The sequence below is a fragment of the Enterococcus sp. DIV0176 genome, from assembly GCF_050528535.1.
Taxonomy (GTDB): Bacteria; Bacillota; Bacilli; order Lactobacillales; family Enterococcaceae; genus Enterococcus_B; species Enterococcus_B thailandicus.
Genome location: NZ_CP172879.1, coordinates 905,414 through 925,606 on the forward strand (window position 1 = coordinate 905,414; position 20,193 = coordinate 925,606).

Sequence of the window (20,193 nt, forward strand, 5' to 3'; positions counted from 1 at the left end):
TTGGCAGAAATTACGCATAAAGTAACTTTATCAACAACGGAACAGAACAACTATACAAATATGATTAGAGTTCGACAAGCAGATGATCAAACACAAGTATTTGATGTCAAAATTATTGAAAATGGCCAAGTTAAAGCATTTACAGGTTTACAGCCATTTTTTTGTTTAATGGCACAAAAAATTACCGGACAAGGTGTTTCGGAGGAGCCTGTAAAAGAATTTGACGGCTCAAAAGGCACGTTAAAACATACTTTATCAGCTAATGCTTTTCAAATGGTTGGACGAAATGAGGCTTACTTTAGTTTTAGAAAAGAATTGTCGACAGGTGAGTGGGTAGAACAGTACAGTACACGTTCATTTTATTATACCGTTGAGAAGTCTATTTACACAGAGCCATTCAAAGACTCAAATTATTGGTTCACGTTTAAAGAACTGTATCGTTTATTTAATCAATATATTGAAGATGGAAAAGCTAGCTGGAAAGAGTTTCTTGAACAGAATCGGGAAATTTTGGAAACAATTGATCCTGGTGGGACCATTTTATCTAGAATGGGTATTTTTAATTCATTTCGTGAATGGGACTACACCATTATGGAAAAAATGAAAAATGAATTTACTGAACATCGTGTAAACGTGAAATGGTTTGGCGCTTTAGCTGACGGTGTCAACGATGACACTGATGCAATACAAGAAGCTATTCGATTTGCCAAAGATCAAAAGTCAAAAGTGTTTTTTCCTTCTGGAAAGTATAAGTTGACTAAAGAACTTATTTTGTTGGAAGGCACACATTTACAAGCCAGTGATGATGTGACATTTCTTCGCTATCACGCGAAAAACTTCACACTCAATTTTGAATTAAGTGATGCGCCGATTTATGAGTACGAAGGAAATGGGAATATCACAATTGATGGTGGTACATGGGATTTCTACACGAACAATCAAAGTTCCGGCCAATGCTTCTTTTTTGCACACGCAAAGAATATAACAATCAAAAATGTCCGCGTTCAAAATATCGTTAACGGGCACGCAGTCGAATTAAACGGAATAGATACTGCAGTTATTAAAGACAGCATTTTTGAAGGTTTTACTGGTAAAAATTTTCGTGGCGCTATTCAACTTGATCTTGATAAAATCGGTGCTTTTGGTGATTTGTATGAAAGTCATCAATCGTTTGACTGCACACCGCCGAAAAATATTCAGGTTTATCGTTGTAAATTTTTATCAACAGAACTTGGATCGTGGGGACGTGCAGTAGAAAGTCATTCGGCTGTGGTTGATAAGCCTTTCGAAAATATAACGATTTCAAGTTGTGAAATACATGATTGTTTAACCGCAGGTATTCGCGGCTACAACTGGACTAACGTACTAATTGAAAATAATCGTTTATATAATTGCGCTGCTGGCATCGTTATCAACACAATTATTGAGCGTCCAGAAGATACTATAGATTCAAACGGTGTTCAAACGAATAAAAGTGTTGATATTGACAAAATAATCATCGTAAACAACGTTGTGATTCAACCACAGGCAGTAGAACAATACGTGTCTAGTATCACTGTTTGGGGGCAAAACACTGGTAAAGTAAAAAATGCAAACATTTCTAACAACGTTTGTAAGGGTGGTAACTGGTCAGGTATTTTTATTTACAAAGCAGAAGACTTTACTGTATCGTCAAACGTTATAACAGATGTTGGAAACAATGGCGTTTCTGTTTCTGGTTCATCAAGAGGCGTCGTGTCGAATAATGTCGTGACATCGTGCAAAGCGAGTGGTGTTTATGTATCAAAATCAGTTAAAGAAGAAACTGCGGTTGAAATCTATTCTAGTAATGTGCAATTCGTGAATAATATCATCAGTAAATGTGACGTTCACGGAATCCATGTAGTCGATAACGCAAAAATGATTGCGATATACGCGAACACATTGACAGATACGTCAACTGTGAATAAAGAGGAAAGTATACTTATTGGGGCTGGTTCGAATTTGTGTCAAGTTGTTAACAATTTTGTCAGTGATTCAATAGCGATTAAGCGAGCAGTTCTCGCATCTAATCAAACAACAGATATTACAGTCAGTGACAATAAAATTGAAAATCCTTCGATTTACACTGAGAGCAGATATATTGCAAATGATAGCGCGATTACAACGATGCCTTTCCAATTTTTATCTGGAATCACAGAGTACACGAGTTCATCTGCAAACAAAGTATCGTTTTCTTTGATTGGTTCTAGGATTTATTGTAAAGGTGCTGTCAAAGGAGTGGATGCAGCAAATAAGCAGTTATTGAAACTGCCTATTCCACCACAAATCCAGCAGTATATGACTGGCATCAGCACAACGATTTCAGGAAGAACAGTAATTACTCGTCTAACAGTAAAGACGGATGGATATTTATATTTAGAAAACAATTCAGAAGCAGTCTACAATGTAAATGATTTTGTGACTGTTGATTTTAGTTACGCATTTTAATTTAAAAGATAGACGAGTTCAATTGAGTACGCTTTTTTACGCAGAAATTTAACAAGAGAAAGGTGGCAACAGATTGATTATTGATAATTTATTACTATGGAATGAATTCCGAGGATTACTAAATAACATCTACATTCAAATTTTTGTTTGGATTGTGATTGCAGATATTGTAACGGGAATCTGCAAAGGGATTTTTGTTAAAGAAACGAATAGTACGAAAGGTTTGATGGGGATTGTAAAACATCTGCTTGTTGTTGGCTTGGTTCTAATTGCTTACCCATATTTGAAAATTATGGGTTTTGAAGGAGTAGCAACAGCATTTGTCTTTTCTTATATTGCTGTTTATGGCATTTCCGTGATTGAAAATCTAGGACAGTTAGGAATTCCTGTACCAGAATTTGTCAAAAACCGTTTTAGTAAATTAAAAGAGACATCAGAAAAACAAGGTGAGGAAGAGAATGGAGGAAAAAAATAATGGTCAAAATTATTAATAATTCCGTTTGCCGAGGTGTGGCAGGTAAGCGGGCTGGGAGTGTAAAAGGCGTTGTCATCCACAACACTTGGACGAACACGACAGCAGAACAAGAAATGAATCGCTTGGCAAATATGACGCCTAAACAATTAGAAACTGGATTTGCCCATTATTATGTGGATGAAAAGACAATTATTCGCACAGAAGATACTTACAATCGCGCATGGCATGTAGCAAATTCTGATGGGAACAATAGTTATTTAGGTTATGAAGTTCGTGGGAATCGTGAAACAGTGAAGGACATTTTTTTACAAGCAGAACAAAATGTTTTTTGGCAAGCTGCGATTGACTTGCATTATTATGGCTTACCAGTAAGCCGTGATACGGTCAAATGTCATCATCAGTTTTCAGCAACTGAGTGTCCGAAGCGATCTTTGATGGAACATTGCGGATACGATTCGACTTTTGCAGTACCAACAGAAATTACCGGTAAAATGCAAGATTACTTTATTACTCAAATCAAAAAATATTATGATAATCCAGCTTTGCAGCCAGATGGAAGTAGTGAAGGAAACAATGAACATGATGAAATTATTGCTGAAAGCCCTGCAAAAACGGTTAATGGTATGACAGCAAAATTAGAAAAATTCACTGAATATCCAGTCGGCTCATTCCGTGAAGCTGGTTGGGCACATGCAGGAAAAGAAAAATTTAACTACTGCTTTATTTTTTTGATGGATGCAACAAACGGTCAAGAAATTGACCGTCAAAAAGCAAAAGATATTGATCGTCCTGATGTGAACGCAGCTTACGGGTTATCAAGCGACAATAGACCGGGGTTTGATGGGAGTCTTGATATCACTAAACATACTGGTAAAAAAGCTTATGTTAAAATTCGTTTGACTAATGATGTTAATGGTAATACAGTAGGCGGTGCAAAAGACGTTGATTTCAAAGAATATGTTTTAACGATTCCAAAACGATAAAAATACACACAAACAAACTATGAAATTTAACAGACAGAGGAAATTTATTTTCATAAATTTTGATCAAATAAAACAGAAAAGTGTCTGAAACACGAATCAAAATGATTCTGCTTCAGACACTTTTTCATGAATAGACGGCGACCAAAAAGCAAGGCTTTCTTACAACTACTTACTTTTGTCCCCGTCTCGTTCTACATAGAAATAAAAATGATTCACTTAGGCTATCAACTGATATATCCATTATTTTTTAACGCTTTTTGATGTTCACAAGGTTCCCCAACGATTGTGAAATTAGTAATTCTAGCGCTTTCTTGTTGATTCGTCCAATCATAAGTGTAGTTTTTCCCAGTCCAGATGCTATCACAAGCAAAACAATGATATTCCACTTCAATTAGTCCAGCTGGATTTTCAGCTTGGATCCACCCAATACATTTAGCTGTGCCATTTGTAATCGTAGCTTGGTCTAAATCAAAATCATAAGGATTATAAGTAAATTCTGTTAAAGGTATCGCTTTAGTAGCTAGTGCTTTTGCTAATACTGGATCGACTGTAACTTTTTCTTCTGGCACTTGCTGCTCTGCTGATGTTTGTTTTTCTGGTTGCAGCTGTGTCGTTTGCTGGGTTGTTTCAGTAATTCCTTCATTTGAAGTGGTTGAAGAAGCAGTCTGTTGGACTATTTCTTGCGTTGATACGGATGGTTCTGTTTTTTCTTTTGATGTTAGAAGTGGGAAGGCGAGTAACCCCAAGATAAAAACACCAACTAACACTACAATTCCTGCCAATACACCCACAATCACTTGCCATGTTTTCATTCTTTTCTCCTCCATTCAAGTTTAATTTTATTCCTCAATTAACAGTCCGTAAATATAAAGTTTTGCTAATAAACATAAAATAAAAACCGAAATAGAACTATAAAGCAACGGATTGCTTTATTCACCATCCGAGGGTTGCTTCAATATTTTTCTGAACTTGTTGCGGATTGGTAGGCTTTTCACTTTGAAGTCTAGTTGAGTCAGCAGTTGTAGCATTTGCAGACGCTGGAACAGATTGCTTAATACGAGGGGCTTTTAATAATTCAAGATAATCTAATTATTTTTGCAACAATGTTTTGATTAAGTCCTATTGGGTAGTCTTTTCTGGAGATTTACTTTTTTGGTAAATTGATTGTAGTCGAGTGTTAGTTGTGATAATTATTATCGAAATGATTTTAGTTGTTGAAATGATTTCAATTGTGATTGCTGAATGTTCAGAATTATTCTTGGTAGCATAACTTACTAAAAACAACAGTGAACAAGTAAAGTTGCGGAATCAAAACTATCTTTTTATTCTTTTCATCGTTAAACATACTTTCCTTTTGAAGAGGCTTCCTTTTATTAGTAGTAAAATACATAAAAATAATTTAGTGTGGTTCATTTAATTATTTTTTGAGTGAAAAGTTTCTCTTTTGGGTTGAAGAAGATGTATTGGTTTTCTTTTCTTTTCAGGATTTTCCTGAATAATGGTAAAATAAAGAAAAGGGGGGATGCGTGTTGGAACTTACGTTTTCCATGGTTAATCAAACCACGACGATTTCTTACGGCGAAACGTTAAGCAGTCTGTTAAAACCATTGGCTATCAGAGAACCAATCTTGTTCTTAACGAATCAGCGTTATTATGATTTGTTTTCAGAAAAGATGAATCAATTCTTTGCGGATCAGGCGAATATTGATTGGTATATTTGCACGAATAGTGCGCAATGCAATAACTTAACAGAGCTTGCGCATCTCTTAGACTATGTGAAACGTTTTCCGGAAAATCAACGACTGATCGTGATTGGATTTGGAAATGAAGGGATTATGGAATTAGCTAGTTTTTTTCAAAAACACACGATCCTTTCAACGAAACTTTGGTTGATTCCTGTATCTGCCCGTTCGTTTGGTGGAGCATTGACAAACAAACGCAGCATTTTACAGTCGCCTTATCAGGCTGTATTAGAAACAGAAAATTTGCCAGAACGAATTTTCTTTGACCAAACGATTAGTGATCGCCAAGTTGAAGGCAAACAGATCGACTTTTTGACGTTCGTTGTTTGTGGATTGATTTGTGATTATGGTTTCTTACAGAACTTGTACAAAAATTACTCAACACAGCAAAAATTACACAACGTGCCTTTTGCTGGGATGCTCGAAGAAATGATTCATTTTTACCAGGAAGAGGCGGAAAATCTTGCAACTTATGGTAAACTATTTGAGCAAGCTTTTTATCTAACAGAAAACGGACATTTATTATCAGCAAGCATGAAAAAATTTTTAGGATTACTTTTTCAACTAGTTTGGAACATTGAGCGTAACGAGATTTCTTTTCAATTAAAAAATTTTTTTATTTGGTTGAAGCATCTTGGTTATCCAATTGATTGGCTGGAACAGTTATCTGAAGCTGAATATTTAGAAAATGTCTTGATTTTAGCAGAAAAAAGCAAAAAGATTCTTGTTTTAGAAAAAATTGGTATAATAGAAGGATACCATTCGCCAAATGAGAATGAATTGTTGAAAATGATGACAAGATATCAAAGGATTGTCAATGAGATTAGAGGGAATTGAATGAAAACATACAGTGAAAAAATGTTACAAGCCTTGTCTGAAGAAGATTTAGCACAGGCTCAACTATTACTTGTACAGGCGTTAAAGGAAGATCCAGCAGACGTTTTAGCTGAATTGGGTGAAGAATTGTTAGCGATTGGTTTTTTAGAAGAAGCAAAACAAATTTTTGAACAACTTGTAGCGCAATATCCTGAAAATGATGGCTTAAATATTCCATTAGCAGAAATTGCGATTGAAGATAATGAGATTGACGAAGCATTTACGTATCTAGAAAAGGTAAGTAAAGAAAGTGATTATTATCCGCAAGCGTTATTGGCAATTGCTGATTTGTATCAAGTAATTGGTATTCCAGAAGTAAGTGAAGCAAAGTTAAAAGAAGCTGCTAGTTTGCTTCCTGATGAACCTTTGATTCAATTTGCTTTAGCAGAATTGTATTTTTCAGTGAATCGCTTTAAAGAAGCTGCTGTCATTTATGACAACTTGTTAAATAGCCAGATCAAAGAAATTTCTGGCATTTCGATGCAAGAGCGTCTAGGTCAATCACTAAGCATGCAAGGCGAATTTGAGGCAGCAATCAAACCATTAGAAGCAGCATTAGAGGAAGATCGCACAGATGATCGATTGTTCCAGTTAGCTTTTACAAACTTACAATTAAAAGAAAACCAACAAGCAATCAATTACTTACAAGAACTACGAACAGTTAATCCTCAGTACCAATCGCTTTATCTGTATTTAGGACAAGCGCTACAGGAAGAAGAATTGATTGAAGAAGCACAAACGGTATTGGAGGAAGGAATCAAAGAAAATCCTTATCAAGTTGAATTGTATCATTTGGCTTCTGAAAATGCTTTTCGTTTGCGTGACAAAGAAAGTGCAGAAAAATTATTATTGCAAGCTCTTGAACTAGGTGAAAAACAAGATGATACGTTATTGACTTTAAGTAATCTTTATTTAAATGAAGAACGTTATGAAGACGTTATTAATGCAGTCAACCAAATGGAAGAAACAGCAAATCCATATGCCGAATGGAATTTGGCTCATGCATATAATGAATTAGAAGATTTTGCTGTCGCAGCGCTCCATTACGAGCAGGCTTTCCACGAGTTGCAACATGAACCAGATTTCTTGAAAGAATACGCATTTTTCTTACGAGAAGAAGGAAAGCTGGATCAAGCAAAAGAACTATTAAAACATTACTTACATCATGAACCTGGAGATATGGAGGCCCTGTCTTTACTAGATGATCTATCATAAGGGGTGATCAAGATGTTTATAAATGTGCGGGAAAAAAAGAATTTTTTAACGTGGATGGTGAACCATGTTTCATTTAGTCGCCGTGAAGTTTTTTGGATTTTGAATTACTTGTCAAATCATGAAGCGATTTTGAAAAATGTTCATTTTGTTGAGGGGGCGGATCAAACTACCCGTGGGTTACAAATCAGTGACCTGTCTGTAGCTGGTGAACCGATGAAATTGTTTTTAAAAGGGAAAGTGTTTACGGATACAGATCAAATTTTTCACGAAATTCGATTGAATCGAACAGAACCGTTGTATGTGGAATGTTTCTTTGAAGACGCTTGGCAAACGAGTGAATATCTATCAATTTTAGAAGAAAATCCTTTTGCTACTTGGGATTTAACGATTGCAGAAGAAGAAACAGAAGCAGTCGAAAGGTACTTCCATGCAAAAGAGCAAGAGGCCCAGTTAAAGATGCTTTACGCACAAATTGATCAAGCATTAGAAGACGGAAATAAGGATGCGTTTTTGAAACTATCCGATGAAGTCAATCGTCAAATTTTAGCAGATGCACAAAGAGCGTCAAATAAAAATGGTGTTAGCTAAACAAAGAGTTTGTGGCTTCAAGCGATTAGCTTCAAGCAATAAGGATACTTTTCATAAAAATAGCTCTCTCTATTTTTATAAAAAGAGGACTTATTGACAAAGAAGCTGCTTGGGGAACACCGTGAATAAGGTTGTGGCGCAAAACGTTCAGCTCTGACAAGATAGCGAGCAAGCACTCAAAATAGCTCTTCATATTTTGAAGTGAATGAAAGCTATGTGGAGGAGTTGTTTGGGAACACCGTTTATTTAGAAGAAAGGGCTGTGACAATATTTTTGTCACAGCCCTTTTTTTTGTCTGAATCTCAATCGTTTGGTTTGAGGTCTCAAATAGGTGAAACCTTCACCGGCAACTTCATGAACATTGATGACTGAGATGAATGCTTGTTCATCAATTTCATGAATGATTTGCTTGGCAGAGGTCAATTCACTGGAACTAACAACTAAGTAAATCAATTTTTTTGAATGACCAGAAAAGCCACCTTCACCATTTAAAAAGGTGACGCCACGTTGTAATCCAGTCATCAATAAAGGCGCCAGTTCTTCGCTTTTATTTGAAACCACTAATAGACCTTTGGCAGAATAACCACCATCAAGAATTGAATCAACTACTCGACTAAACACATAAGAAACAATCAGGGTGTACATCATTCGCTTCAAATCAAGATAAGTTAATGAAGCAAGCAACACGATAATATCAAAAGTGAGTAATGAACGCCCCATAGAAATACCATAGTTTTTTTCTAAAATACGTGCGATGATATCACTACCGCCAGTCGTTCCTCCCATCCGATAGACCAAACCGCTACCCACGCCAGCAATAAGACCTGCTAATAAGGCAACAATCAATAAATCATGCTCTAAATTGATTTCGATGGGAACACGTTGCCAAACCCAAAGAGCAACTGATAAGGAAACAGTTCCTAAAATGGTGTATGCTAATGAACGTTTGCCAAGAATTTTTCCACCAATGAGAATCAACGGAATATTGATAAGCAAAGTTGTATAAGCGGGATCAATGCCAAAGAGTGCGCGTAAAATCAAAGTAATCCCCGAAACGCCACCTTCAGCTAAGTGGTTGGCGATATTTAAATAGACAAGTCCAAAGGCGTAGATACTTGTTCCGATAATAATAAAGAAAACCTCTTTAATTGTTTTTGATACTGTCATGTGATCCCTGCTTTCGATAAAAATAGCTGAAAAAGTTAGAAAATTTTTTCAATTCAATATTTAATGTAGCATGGAATTTTCATTTTCACAATTGCTCTTAGCTATGTTTTGCTGTAAAGTTTTGTTAGGATAGTCTTGAAAGGGGAACGTTATGAAGAAAGAACGGACATTAAGAAGTATGCAGATGGAAGTGGATGAGTATATCCAGCAATTCAAGGTCGGTTATTTTTCCCCATTAGCTCAAATGGCACGCTTGACAGAAGAAGTCGGTGAGCTTGCGCGAGAAGTCAATCACTCTTATGGTGAAAAGGCGAAAAAGAAAACAGAGAAAGAAAATTCTGTCGCACAAGAGTTAGGTGATGTACTTTTTGTTACAATGATTATGGCTAATTCACTGGATATCGATTTGACAGAAATTTTCGAGAAAAATATGGAAAAATTCAATCAAAGAGATCGCTATCGTTTTGAGAGAAAAGATGGCCAAGTCGACGAAGGATAAACAGCCAATCAAAGAGAAATACTAAAGAGGTAGAAAAAATGAAATTAGAACAATTACCGCTGGAGTACCAACGAGCGATTCCAGTTTTACAAAAATTAGAACATGCTGGGTATGAAGCTTACTTTGTAGGCGGAAGTGTTCGTGACATTTTATTGCATCAGGAAATTCATGATGTGGATATTGCAACGAGTGCGTTTCCACAAGAAATCAAAGCGTTGTTCCCAAGAACGATTGATGTCGGTATTGAACACGGAACTGTTTTGGTGTTAGAAGAAGAGGAACAATATGAAATCACAACCTTTCGAACCGAATCAACTTATCAAGATTTTCGTCGCCCAGATAAAGTCGAATTTGTTCGTTCGCTTGAAGAAGATCTAAAGCGACGTGATTTTACTATCAATGCGTTTGCTTTAAAAGAAGATGGAAAGATTATCGACCTTTTTGATGGTTTAGATGATTTGCATAATCATGTTTTGCGAGCTGTAGGAAATCCTCATGAACGGTTTCATGAAGATGCATTACGAATGATGCGTGGGCTACGATTTGTCAGTCAACTGGGCTTTGAATTAGAATCAGAAACACTTGAAGCAATCAAAGAAAATCATGCTTTGCTGGAAAAAATCTCAGTGGAGCGAGTCAATATCGAATTTGTTAAAATGTTACTGGGAAAAAATCGTCAAGCAGGTTTGCGGGCATTTGTCGAAACCGAATGTTACATCTATTGTCCTGGTTTAAGTGGAAAAGGGGAAGCATTACTACGAATGGCTGATTTGCCAGAAGTCCCCTTGAAAACAGAAAGCCAAGCATGGGCACTATTGCTAAATCAATTGGATTTATCTGGTTCAGCAGTCCGACCTTTTTTAAAAGAATGGAAGTGTTCCAATCAAATGATTAAAGAGGTGCAGGCACTGGTTCAAGGTTTGGCTTTACGTCAAGAAGGACCATTGTTGCCAACAGCTCTTTATCAGTTAGGTGAAACAGCAGCTGTTCAAGTAGAAGAGCTGATGGTTTACTTTGAGAAAATGCCTGAGCTTGCGAAAGTGAGACAAGCTTATCAAGAACTTCCAATCAAATCGTTACGAGAATTAGCAATTGATGGAAAAATTTTACTAGCTACGATGGATCGAAAACCGGGTCAATGGGTCAGTGAGGCGCTACAATCAGCAGAAGAGGCTGTCATTAACCAAGTAGTGAAAAATGAGCGGGAAGCATTATTGACTTACGTGAAGGAGCAACTAAGTAACTAGAGTGTGAAGAGAGGAACCATGACAAAAAAGTATTTTTGTAGCTCCTCTTGTCCTAACAGATGTTGTTTCCAAAACAACTTATTAATCTAGCCTCTGTTCACTTCAAAAGTTTGAAAGCTATTTGATGTTTGCTCGTTAACTTGTTGGAGCTAAACGTTTTGCGCCACAACCTTAACTACGGTGTTCTCCAAGTAACTCCTCGAAATAGCTTGCAGCCACTTCAAAATAAGTCTAAATTATTCAAAAATTTAGGAAATAATTTCTGATAATTTATTCTTATTTGTTGGAGCTGAGCACTTCGTGTACAATCTTTTTTGAACCATGAAAAAAGTTTTGGTTCGCACCATGTTCTGACTGATTTTTAGAACTTAAAATGTGACCACTTACATTTGTTATGCTAAACTTGTAGTGCAATGCTGATTATTATTTGGAAGAAGGAGATTTTTTATGAAAAAAGAAATGACAGCGCTAAAATTTTATTTCCGTAATGGAGAAACTTGGACGATTGATCGTCGTCATATCGGTGACTTATGGATCAAACAAATTACAACGAGTTTTGGACGAATCAATGGAAGTGAATTTGTTGAAATTCATCCATGTGCTGGATTTAAAATCGAAATTTTTCAAGAAGGCGATTCAGTTGCAACTCATGACATCAACTTGGGTGGCTTAGAAATGGGTATGTTTAGCCGTGCGTTAAAATATGAAGATATTGAACGAATGGAAATTTTGTATCGTAATGGTGCGCCTGACATGGTTTATTTCCCTTATATGGACAAAGGAACAGAAGGTTTGGATAATCAATATCAATCAACAAAAATTAGTGAACAAACTGGAAGCTTGTACATCGTAATCAATCCTGAACAGCGTGTAGAAGAAGTTTACGGTCAATTTTTCGAATAGAGAAAGTAGTAAAATGTATTTGTTTTTTTCCTCGATAACAATGGGGCGAAAAATGAATACATTTTTTGCTATGTTTACTTGTAAAATTGCTTGGTATAATGGAATGAAAACTTCATTTTTGTTTTCTGAAAAAACTTTTTAATTTTTTTGCGGAAAACTTGCTATCTTGCATCTTTTGGAATAGAATAGGGTCTTGAAAAATCATTGTAAACAGCAAACAGGGCAGTAGTAAAACAAAAGTTGAATTTAGAGACAAGAGTTCATAGTTTTGCTATCAGATGTGCAGTTTGTATATAGGAGATCTGAAAAATGAGAGAGAGTTTTGAAAAACAAAAAAGACTGTTGCATGATCGCTATGGGGCATTTTCGATGGAAGATCGTCGTCGGATTCTTTGCTATTTACGAAAGAAAAATATTTTAACGTATCGTCAAATGGAACGTTTGAAGCATGAATTACTTCGTTTAGAATCAAAACGAGTACAGTGTGAATTAGATGGCAATGAAGTACAAGCTGAAGCTGTCGAAAGTAAGATTTTGAAAAAAAAGGAACAATTTTTAAAGGTACTTGCACAAAATAAAAAATAGAGGAGATGGGCCATGGAATTTGCTGAGTTAGTAATCATCTTTGCTGTAACGATTACTGCATCAAATATAGTCAGCCGCATCTTACCGGTAATACCAGCACCATTAATTCAAATATTTCTTGGAGTTATTTTAGGTCTAACTGAATGGGGAGAATCCATCAGCTTTGAACCAGAATTGTTTCTGGTGATGATTATTGCTCCTTTATTGTTTCGTGAAGGTGAAAAAGCAGATGTTACGTCGATTCTTAAAAATTTCGATACGATTTTATTTTTAGCCTTTGGTGGGGTCATTTTGACGTTACTTGGCGTAGGGATGACACTGTCATTTTTATTACCAAGTTTGCCCTTTGCTGCCTGTTTTGCTTTTGGTGCGGCACTTGGCCCGACAGATGCCGTTGCCGTTAGTTCATTATCAGGACGAGTGAATATTCCCAAAAAAGCTATGCATATCTTAGAAGGCGAAGGATTGCTAAATGACGCATCAGGTGTTACAGCCTTCCAATTTGCTTTAGCTGCATTGATTACAGGCTCTTTTTCTGCAGTAAATGCAGGGGTGAGTCTAGTGATCTCAAGTTTGGGTGGGGCACTTGTTGGTTTCTTGTTGGTTTGGGTTAAACGAAAAGTAATCAATATGATTGAAAAAGCTTCGGCTAGAGATGTAACAGGGTATTTATTAATCGAACTTTTGCTACCCTTTTTAGCTTATGTGTTAGCAGAAGTTTTTGGTGTTTCGGGAATTATTTCCGCGGTCGTTGCTGGAATATTACAAGCATCCAGTTTTCGGAAAATCACGATTTTTGATGCGGAGTTATCTAGTTTATCCAATAGCACTTGGACAACTGTGACATTTACGTTGAATGCACTCGTGTTTATTTTCTTAGGAATTGAATTGACGCAAGTCTTTTCTCCTGTTTGGGAAAATGGGTTATATTCTAACTGGATGTTGATTCTTGTCATTTTGTTGATCTCAGTTATGTTATTTGTTATTCGTTTTGTTTCAATTACAGCTTTTTATTTATTTAAAGGTGGCTTAACCAGATTTAAAGAGGAACTCAACGAAATTTTAATTTTAACCTTTGGTGGAGTTAAGGGAACAGTCAGTTTAGCAACGATTTTTATTTTGCCGCTAACAATTAATGGAATGGTCTTTCACCAACGATCATTGCTGTTGTTCTTAACTGCAGGAGTTATCTTGGTTACATTAGTTGTGGGGATACTCGCACTACCAATTTTAACTGAAGAACAAGAAATAAATGGAACAGATTTAAACGCACTGATGATTTTAGAAGAAGTTGTTGAAAGTTTGCGTCAAGAGGCAAAAGAATTACCGAAAAATTCGAAAGAGTATCTGGCAACAGAAGCTGTGATTGAAAATTATCAAGAGCGAATTCGAGAACTGTACTTTGAAGACTTAACGGAAGATGAAAAACAAGAAGTGCAAGAAATCCAAGCACTTATTTTATCGATTGAACGAGATGGCTTAGATGAAAGCTATCGTTCAGGAAAATTGACAGTCAATGGTTATCGTTTCTATTCACGATTTTTATCACGTTTTGAACGCTCAATCACAGGTGAGATTCTCTCATTCATCGGTTTTTGGCTATTATTTGTTCGTCGAGTGATTCGAATTATTTTACATCCAAAAATGTTTTGGGAACGTCGTAAAAGAGAACAACAAACAATTGTTACGAAAAAAGATATTAGTGATGTAAGAGATGTTTATCATAAAAACACGCAATTAATCATCGAAAGTTTGGATAACTTAACAGATGTGTATGGCGATGTGATGATTCAATTTTTTATTGAACAAAGAAAAGCGCAAGAAATGCGTATGATGTCGAAAAACTTTTTCTCTACGATGATGATTCAACAAGAAACTTTGTTTACGAAAAAAATGCTTCGAGGCTACTATTTAGAACGAAAAGTTGTTGATGAATACGAAGTTGCTGAAAAAATTACGACTTTTTCAGCGAATGATTATCGAAAAAATATCAATCTTTTAGAGTCCTATACAATGAACAAACCAGCTGATGTTTCACCTTTACGATTTGCGTATAGTCGAAAAAAGCGTGAGCTGCAAACGAAAAAATTGAAGCAACAGGTTCACGACAAATAATTGATGTAAGTAATGGCATTAAGCAAGCTTGAAAGAAAAATCATGGTGATTTTTGTTTCAAGTTTGCTTTTTTATTTTTGAAAACAGTTAAGTGAAAAAGTCTCATTATTCATATGGATTTTATGATACAATAACCGAGATAAGGAGGGGACAAGTTGAAAGAATTAAAAGTAACTGACCTCAAAAAAACTTACGGCGAAAAAGATTTGTTTAATCAAATTTCTTTTTTGATTCATGAAAAAGATCGGATTGGATTAATTGGAACGAATGGTACTGGTAAAACCAGTCTCTTAAATATCTTAGCCGGCATAGATAGTGGTGATGGTGATCGTCAAACAGTTTTTTATCCGACGAATTATCGAATAGGCTATTTGTCACAATCAACAGATTTTTCAGATGATTTAACCGTTCTACAAGCAGTTTTCCAAGGAACAAGTCCACTCATTCGAACGGTACGTGCTTATGAAGAAGCTTTGTTACGTTTAAGTGCTAATGGGGATGATCCACTCGCACAAAAACAGTATGCACAAGCGGAAGAAGCAATGAATAAAGAAGACGCTTGGACAACAGATACCAATGCAAAAATTATTTTGCAAAAACTAGGTATCAGTGAATTAGACAAAAAAATCGGCGCACTTTCTGGTGGTCAAAAGAAACGCGTGAGCTTAGCTCAGGTCTTGATTGATGAACCAGATTTGTTATTGTTAGATGAACCAACAAACCATTTGGATTATGCAGCAATTGAATGGCTTGAATCATATTTGAAACAGTATCGTGGCGCATTGCTAATGGTTACCCATGATCGTTATTTCTTAGATCGAGTGACGAATCGAATCTTTGAGTTGGCATTTGGAGAGCTTCATGAATATAAAGGAAATTATGAAGCCTATGTTCTAGAAAAAGCGGAGCGAGATCGTGTAGAAGTCGAACAAGAAGAAAAACGTAAACGACTATATAAGCAAGAACTTTCTTGGATTCGCGCGGGTGTTCAAGCACGAGGAACAAAGCAGCAAGCCCGAATCAATCGTTTTGAAGATTTAAAAGAAAACTTGTATCAGGTAAACCAAGAAGCGGACCTTGAATTGAACATCGCAACACAGCGTCTTGGAAAAAAAGTTTTAGAAATCAAAGATGGCTATTATTCCATTAACAACCAAATTTTATTAGCTGATTTACAATTATTGATTCAAGCAAAAGAACGACTAGGAATTACTGGGAAAAATGGCGCCGGAAAATCCACCTTGTTAAATATTTTGGCAGGGCGAATGACTTTGGATAGTGGCACGTATTCTATTGGTGAAACAGTCCGATTAGCATACTACACACAGGAAAACGAGGAAATGGCACCAGACCAACGAATGATTTCTTATTTGCAAGAAGCTGCAGAAGAAGTTAAAACTGCTGACGGTGCTCAAATCGGTGTAGCCGAATTATTGGAACGATTTTTATTCCCACGGTATATGCACGGTACTCGAATCGGCAAACTTTCTGGTGGAGAAAAACGACGTTTATATTTATTAAAACTCTTGATTCAGCAGCCAAATGTTTTATTATTAGATGAACCAACCAATGATTTAGACATTGCAACATTAACTATTTTAGAAGATTATTTTCGAACATTTCCAGGTGCAGTTATCACTGTGTCCCATGATCGTTATTTCTTAGACAAAGTAGTCGATAAGTTACTTGTTTTTCAAGGCAACGGCAAGCAAGAGCTTTTTTACGGAGATATGTCTGACTATTTACAAAAGCAAAAAGAAGAAGATAAAGTAGTCATTGCTAAAGCAAAGCCAAAAGCTACACCAAAAGACGAAGCCAAAAAGAAAAAGCTCTCTTACATGGAACAAAAAGAATGGGCAACCATTGAAGATGATATCGCAGAGTTGGAAAATAAACTGGATGAACTGCAAGAAGAAATGAACCATCAAGGAGATGACTTTACACGTCTCCAAGAATTACAAAAAGAAGTGAGTTTGACAGAAGGACAACTGGAAGAAAAAATGGCTCGCTGGGAGTATCTTAGTGAGTGGGCCGATAATTAGGAGGAGAATGAATGGAACAAGCTTATCTTGATTTAGGAAAAAAGTTGTTAGAAGAAGGAAACCAAAAAGGTGATCGAACAGGGACAGGTACGCTTAGTACTTTCGGCTATCAAATGCGCTTTGATTTACAAAAAGGCTTTCCTTTATTAACAACCAAAAGAGTCCCATTTGGTCTCATTAAAAGTGAGTTACTCTGGTTTTTAAAAGGAGATACGAATATCCGTTATCTTTTAGAAAATAATAATCACATTTGGGATGAATGGGCGTTTGAACGCTACATCAAAAGTGAGGACTACACTGGTCCAGATATGACAGACTTTGGTCATCGAAGCTTAGTTGATGAAGCATTTAATGAACTTTATCAAGAACAAAGTAAACTATTTTGCGAAAAAATTATTAATGATCCAGAATTTGCAGCTGAATATGGCGACTTAGGTCATATTTACGGGTACCAATGGCGTCATTGGGAAACAAAAGATGGTCGTTTTATTGATCAGATTAAAGAAGTAATCGAAGCAATCAAAACAACACCAGATTCTCGACGTTTAATTGTTTCGGCGTGGAATCCTGAAGATGTTCCAAGTATGGCGTTACCTCCTTGCCATACCATGTTTCAGTTTTACGTCTTTGAAGGTCGTTTAAGTTGTCAATTATATCAACGAAGTGGTGATGTATTCTTAGGTGTTCCATTCAACATTGCTAGCTACGCGTTGCTTACTCATTTGATTGCACATGAAACAGGATTGGAAGTCGGAGAGTTTGTTCATACGCTAGGCGATGCGCATTTGTATTCTAATCACGTAGAACAAATGAAAGAACAGTTAAGTCGTGAAGTACGTGAGTTTCCAACATTAAGTCTGAATCCAGAAAAACAATCTGTATTCGATTTTGAAATGGATGATATCCAATTGGAAGGATACCAACCACATCCAGCAATTAAAGCACCGATTGCTGTGTAAGAAAGGATGAGAAGATGCTAGCTGCAATTTGGGCACAAGATGAAAATGGATTGATTGGTAAAAATGATCAACTTCCTTGGCGATTACCGAATGATTTGAAATTTTTTAAACAAACAACTGAATCAAATATTTTAGTAATGGGAAGAAAAACGTTTGAAGGTATGGGCAGTCGACCATTGCCAAATCGCCAAACAATTGTCCTTACGCATGATAAAAATTATCAAGCAGAGGGCGTAACCATCATGCACGAGTTAGAAGAAGTCCTTGCTTTTGAAAAAGAAGCAGACGGAATCGTCTTTATCGCTGGTGGTGCTGCTATTTACCAAGAATTTTTACCTTACTGTAGTATATTGTATCGCACCGTGATTCAGCACGCATTTGAGGGTGATACTTATTTTCCTGCCGTTAATTGGGAAGACTGGTCACTAATCAATGTCAGCACAGGTGAAGTGAACGACGTCAATCCGTATGCACATCAATTTGAAACGTACCAACGAAACGAAAAATAATGTCGACAAGCAAATTTAATTTTGTTTGTACGCATAAAAAAAGAACTTTACGCGAATTAGGCGCAAAGTTCTTTTTTTTTACCTATTTTAAAAAATCAAGTGAAAAATAAAACAGAAAAGTACATAAAGCCTGCACCTAACATAACAAAAAGGTGCCATACGACGTGCATGAAGCGAACGGATTTCAAACTATAGAAGAAGGCACCCACTGTATAAGAAAGTCCACCTAAAACCATTAGCGAAATTCCTACTAAACCTAGTGAATGGTAAAGGGGAACTGCAGCAATCAAACAAAGCCAACCCATCACGATATAAATAAAGGTTGAAACTTTTGATACCGTTTCCTTTTTGTGTAAGGTTAGTGACTTATAGACGATTCCTGCAATCGCGAATACCCAAATCAAACCAAAAAGCGTCCAACCTAGCCAACCCTTAACACTTAGGAGGCAAAATGGTGTATAGCTTCCGGCAATCAATAGGAAAATGGAGCTATGATCAAAGACCTGAAAAACACCTTTTGCTTTGGTAAAAATCAATGAATGAAACAACGTTGAAGTTAAAAATAAAAGAATCATCATTGATCCGTAAATCGCATAAGTGACAACATGAAGGGGAGAATGAAGATGCGCGCCTTTGACGAGTAAAATGACTAAGCCAGCGATACTTAGTCCAGCACCAATTCCGTGAGTGATTGCATTAAAAACTTCGTTGACAATCAAGTAACTGCGACTAAATTTTGTTTTTTCCATGAAAACGGCTCCTTTGTTTGACGTATTTAATGAAAAATCATTGTTTGTCTGTTATACTAAAAAAAGAAATTGCCTTGAATGTAAGTTTAACATGAATAAGGCAGCTGTTAAAGGAAGAGTGAGAAAACAATGACAAATGTAAAAATTGTAACAGATTCTTCTTGTACAATGGAAAAAGATGTACGAGACACTTTAAATATTCATGTCATGCCACTATCAGTAATGATTGATGGCGTTATGTATCCTGATGACGATCAGTTAGATGGAGAAACATTCATGCAGATGATGTCTACTGCTAAAGCTTTACCAAAAACGAGCCAACCACCAATTGGCGAATTTGTTTCATTATATGATGAATTGGGTAAAGATGGTAGCGAAATTATTTCCATTCACATGACAAAAGGATTAAGTGGAACTGTGGAAGCTGCGCGTCAAGCGAGCAATTTAACTAAAAGTAAAGTAACAGTTATTGATAGCGATACAACAGATCAAGGTTTGTCTTTCCAAGTCATTCAAGCAGCAAAATTAGCAAAAGAAGGCAAATCTTCAACTGAAATTTTAGCTGAAATCAAAAAAATTAGCGACAACACCAAATTATATATTGGAATTGCTACCTTAGATAACTTAGTCAAAGGTGGACGAATCAGTCGTGCGACAGGGCTGCTGTCAAGTATGTTGAATATTCGTGTGGTCATGAATTTTACTCATGGAGATTTGATTCCAGTTGCCAAGGGCCGAGGAAAGAAAACTTTTGACAAATGGTTTGATAGTTTGAAAAAAGAACTAAAAGAGTTACCTAATGTTCATCAAATTGCGATCTCCCACGCTGATGCAAAAGAATTAGCATTAGAGTTCAAAGAAGGTCTACAAGAACTATTTCCTGAAATGCATATCCCAGTTTTACAGACAAATCCAGTAATTGCTACACATGCGGGTAAAGGTGCTTTTGCGATCATGTATTATGTCGATTAACAACTTATAGAGTAAGAAAAGAACTAGTTGAGTGGCATGTTCATTTCACTAGTTCTTTTTGTGTGCATTTTTTGAAAAAAAGATAAATTCCTATGATT

Annotated in this window: 18 protein-coding genes; 15 read left to right on the forward strand and 3 right to left on the reverse strand. The window is 36.2% G+C overall.

Features of this window, described 5'->3' with window-relative positions:
- The 3 genes from IGJ66_RS04380 to IGJ66_RS04390 all read left to right on the forward strand — a co-directional run bounded on the left by IGJ66_RS04380 (nucleotide 1) and on the right by IGJ66_RS04390 (nucleotide 3,927).
- Complete coding sequence (locus tag IGJ66_RS04380) at nucleotides 1-2,469, forward strand: BppU family phage baseplate upper protein (RefSeq protein ID WP_430616865.1); 2,469 nt, start codon at nucleotides 1-3, stop codon at nucleotides 2,467-2,469.
- Between the two features lie 73 nt (nucleotides 2,470-2,542).
- Nucleotides 2,543-2,944: a phage holin family protein gene (locus IGJ66_RS04385; protein ID WP_086271055.1), complete on the forward strand. Its 402-nt coding sequence runs from the start codon at nucleotides 2,543-2,545 to the stop codon at nucleotides 2,942-2,944.
- Nucleotides 2,944-3,927 (forward strand): peptidoglycan recognition protein family protein, encoded by a 984-nt coding sequence (locus IGJ66_RS04390; RefSeq protein WP_376022144.1) that lies wholly within the window; start codon nucleotides 2,944-2,946, stop codon nucleotides 3,925-3,927. Before IGJ66_RS04385 ends, IGJ66_RS04390 begins: the two co-directional genes overlap by 1 nt.
- 224 nt (nucleotides 3,928-4,151) lie before the next feature.
- Here the strand turns inward: IGJ66_RS04390 and IGJ66_RS04395 are convergent, their stop codons facing one another.
- Nucleotides 4,152-4,739 carry a hypothetical protein gene (locus tag IGJ66_RS04395; RefSeq protein ID WP_430616866.1) on the reverse strand — a complete coding sequence of 196 codons (588 nt, stop codon included), beginning with the start codon at nucleotides 4,737-4,739 and terminating at the stop codon, nucleotides 4,152-4,154.
- Nucleotides 4,740-5,474: 735 nt separating this feature from the next.
- Between IGJ66_RS04395 and IGJ66_RS04400 the strand changes: the two genes are divergently transcribed.
- From IGJ66_RS04400 to IGJ66_RS04410, 3 genes are read left to right on the forward strand one after another with little or no spacing between them, the layout of a single operon-like run.
- On the forward strand, nucleotides 5,475-6,506 hold the full coding sequence (locus IGJ66_RS04400) for a hypothetical protein (protein WP_086271109.1): 1,032 nt from the start codon (nucleotides 5,475-5,477) through the stop codon (nucleotides 6,504-6,506).
- Entirely contained in the window at nucleotides 6,507-7,760 is a 1,254-nt protein-coding gene (locus IGJ66_RS04405; RefSeq protein ID WP_430616867.1) for a tetratricopeptide repeat protein, read from the forward strand.
- A 12-nt stretch (nucleotides 7,761-7,772) separates the two neighbouring features.
- Nucleotides 7,773-8,348 (forward strand): ReoY family proteolytic degradation factor, encoded by a 576-nt coding sequence (locus IGJ66_RS04410; protein WP_430616868.1) that lies wholly within the window; start codon nucleotides 7,773-7,775, stop codon nucleotides 8,346-8,348.
- 276 nt (nucleotides 8,349-8,624) lie between these two features.
- Here IGJ66_RS04410 and IGJ66_RS04415 read toward each other — a convergent pair whose 3' ends face one another.
- Nucleotides 8,625-9,515 carry a YitT family protein gene (locus tag IGJ66_RS04415; protein WP_067484940.1) on the reverse strand — a complete coding sequence of 297 codons (891 nt, stop codon included), beginning with the start codon at nucleotides 9,513-9,515 and terminating at the stop codon, nucleotides 8,625-8,627.
- Nucleotides 9,516-9,666: 151 nt separating this feature from the next.
- Between IGJ66_RS04415 and IGJ66_RS04420 the strand changes: the two genes are divergently transcribed.
- From IGJ66_RS04420 to IGJ66_RS04455, 8 genes are all read left to right on the forward strand, one after another.
- Nucleotides 9,667-10,014, forward strand: a complete 348-nt coding sequence (locus IGJ66_RS04420) for a nucleotide pyrophosphohydrolase (protein WP_071869072.1) — start codon at nucleotides 9,667-9,669, stop codon at nucleotides 10,012-10,014.
- Nucleotides 10,015-10,052: 38 nt separating this feature from the next.
- Nucleotides 10,053-11,261, forward strand: a complete 1,209-nt coding sequence (locus tag IGJ66_RS04425) for a CCA tRNA nucleotidyltransferase (RefSeq protein ID WP_430616869.1) — start codon at nucleotides 10,053-10,055, stop codon at nucleotides 11,259-11,261.
- Nucleotides 11,262-11,708: 447 nt separating this feature from the next.
- Nucleotides 11,709-12,164, forward strand: coding sequence for a hypothetical protein (locus tag IGJ66_RS04430; protein ID WP_067484949.1), 456 nt, complete (start codon nucleotides 11,709-11,711; stop codon nucleotides 12,162-12,164).
- A gap of 309 nt (nucleotides 12,165-12,473) precedes the next feature.
- A complete protein-coding gene (locus tag IGJ66_RS04435) occupies nucleotides 12,474-12,749 on the forward strand; it encodes a hypothetical protein (RefSeq protein WP_067484952.1) in 276 nt (91 codons plus the stop codon).
- 12 nt (nucleotides 12,750-12,761) lie between these two features.
- Entirely contained in the window at nucleotides 12,762-14,864 is a 2,103-nt protein-coding gene (locus IGJ66_RS04440) for a cation:proton antiporter (protein WP_430616870.1), read from the forward strand.
- A 155-nt stretch (nucleotides 14,865-15,019) separates the two neighbouring features.
- Nucleotides 15,020-16,906: an ABC-F family ATP-binding cassette domain-containing protein gene (locus tag IGJ66_RS04445; protein WP_430616871.1), complete on the forward strand. Its 1,887-nt coding sequence runs from the start codon at nucleotides 15,020-15,022 to the stop codon at nucleotides 16,904-16,906.
- Between the two features lie 11 nt (nucleotides 16,907-16,917).
- Nucleotides 16,918-17,865 (forward strand): thymidylate synthase, encoded by a 948-nt coding sequence (locus IGJ66_RS04450; RefSeq protein ID WP_067484961.1) that lies wholly within the window; start codon nucleotides 16,918-16,920, stop codon nucleotides 17,863-17,865.
- Nucleotides 17,866-17,879: 14 nt separating this feature from the next.
- Nucleotides 17,880-18,374: a dihydrofolate reductase gene (locus tag IGJ66_RS04455; RefSeq protein WP_067484963.1), complete on the forward strand. Its 495-nt coding sequence runs from the start codon at nucleotides 17,880-17,882 to the stop codon at nucleotides 18,372-18,374.
- Nucleotides 18,375-18,469: 95 nt separating this feature from the next.
- Here the strand turns inward: IGJ66_RS04455 and trhA are convergent, their stop codons facing one another.
- On the reverse strand, nucleotides 18,470-19,123 hold the full coding sequence (gene trhA, locus IGJ66_RS04460; RefSeq protein WP_067484965.1) for a PAQR family membrane homeostasis protein TrhA: 654 nt from the start codon (nucleotides 19,121-19,123) through the stop codon (nucleotides 18,470-18,472).
- 129 nt (nucleotides 19,124-19,252) lie between these two features.
- On the opposite strand from trhA, the gene IGJ66_RS04465 reads away from it, so the two are divergent.
- Nucleotides 19,253-20,095, forward strand: coding sequence for a DegV family protein (locus IGJ66_RS04465; protein ID WP_067484967.1), 843 nt, complete (start codon nucleotides 19,253-19,255; stop codon nucleotides 20,093-20,095).
- Nucleotides 20,096-20,193 lie beyond the last annotated feature (98 nt).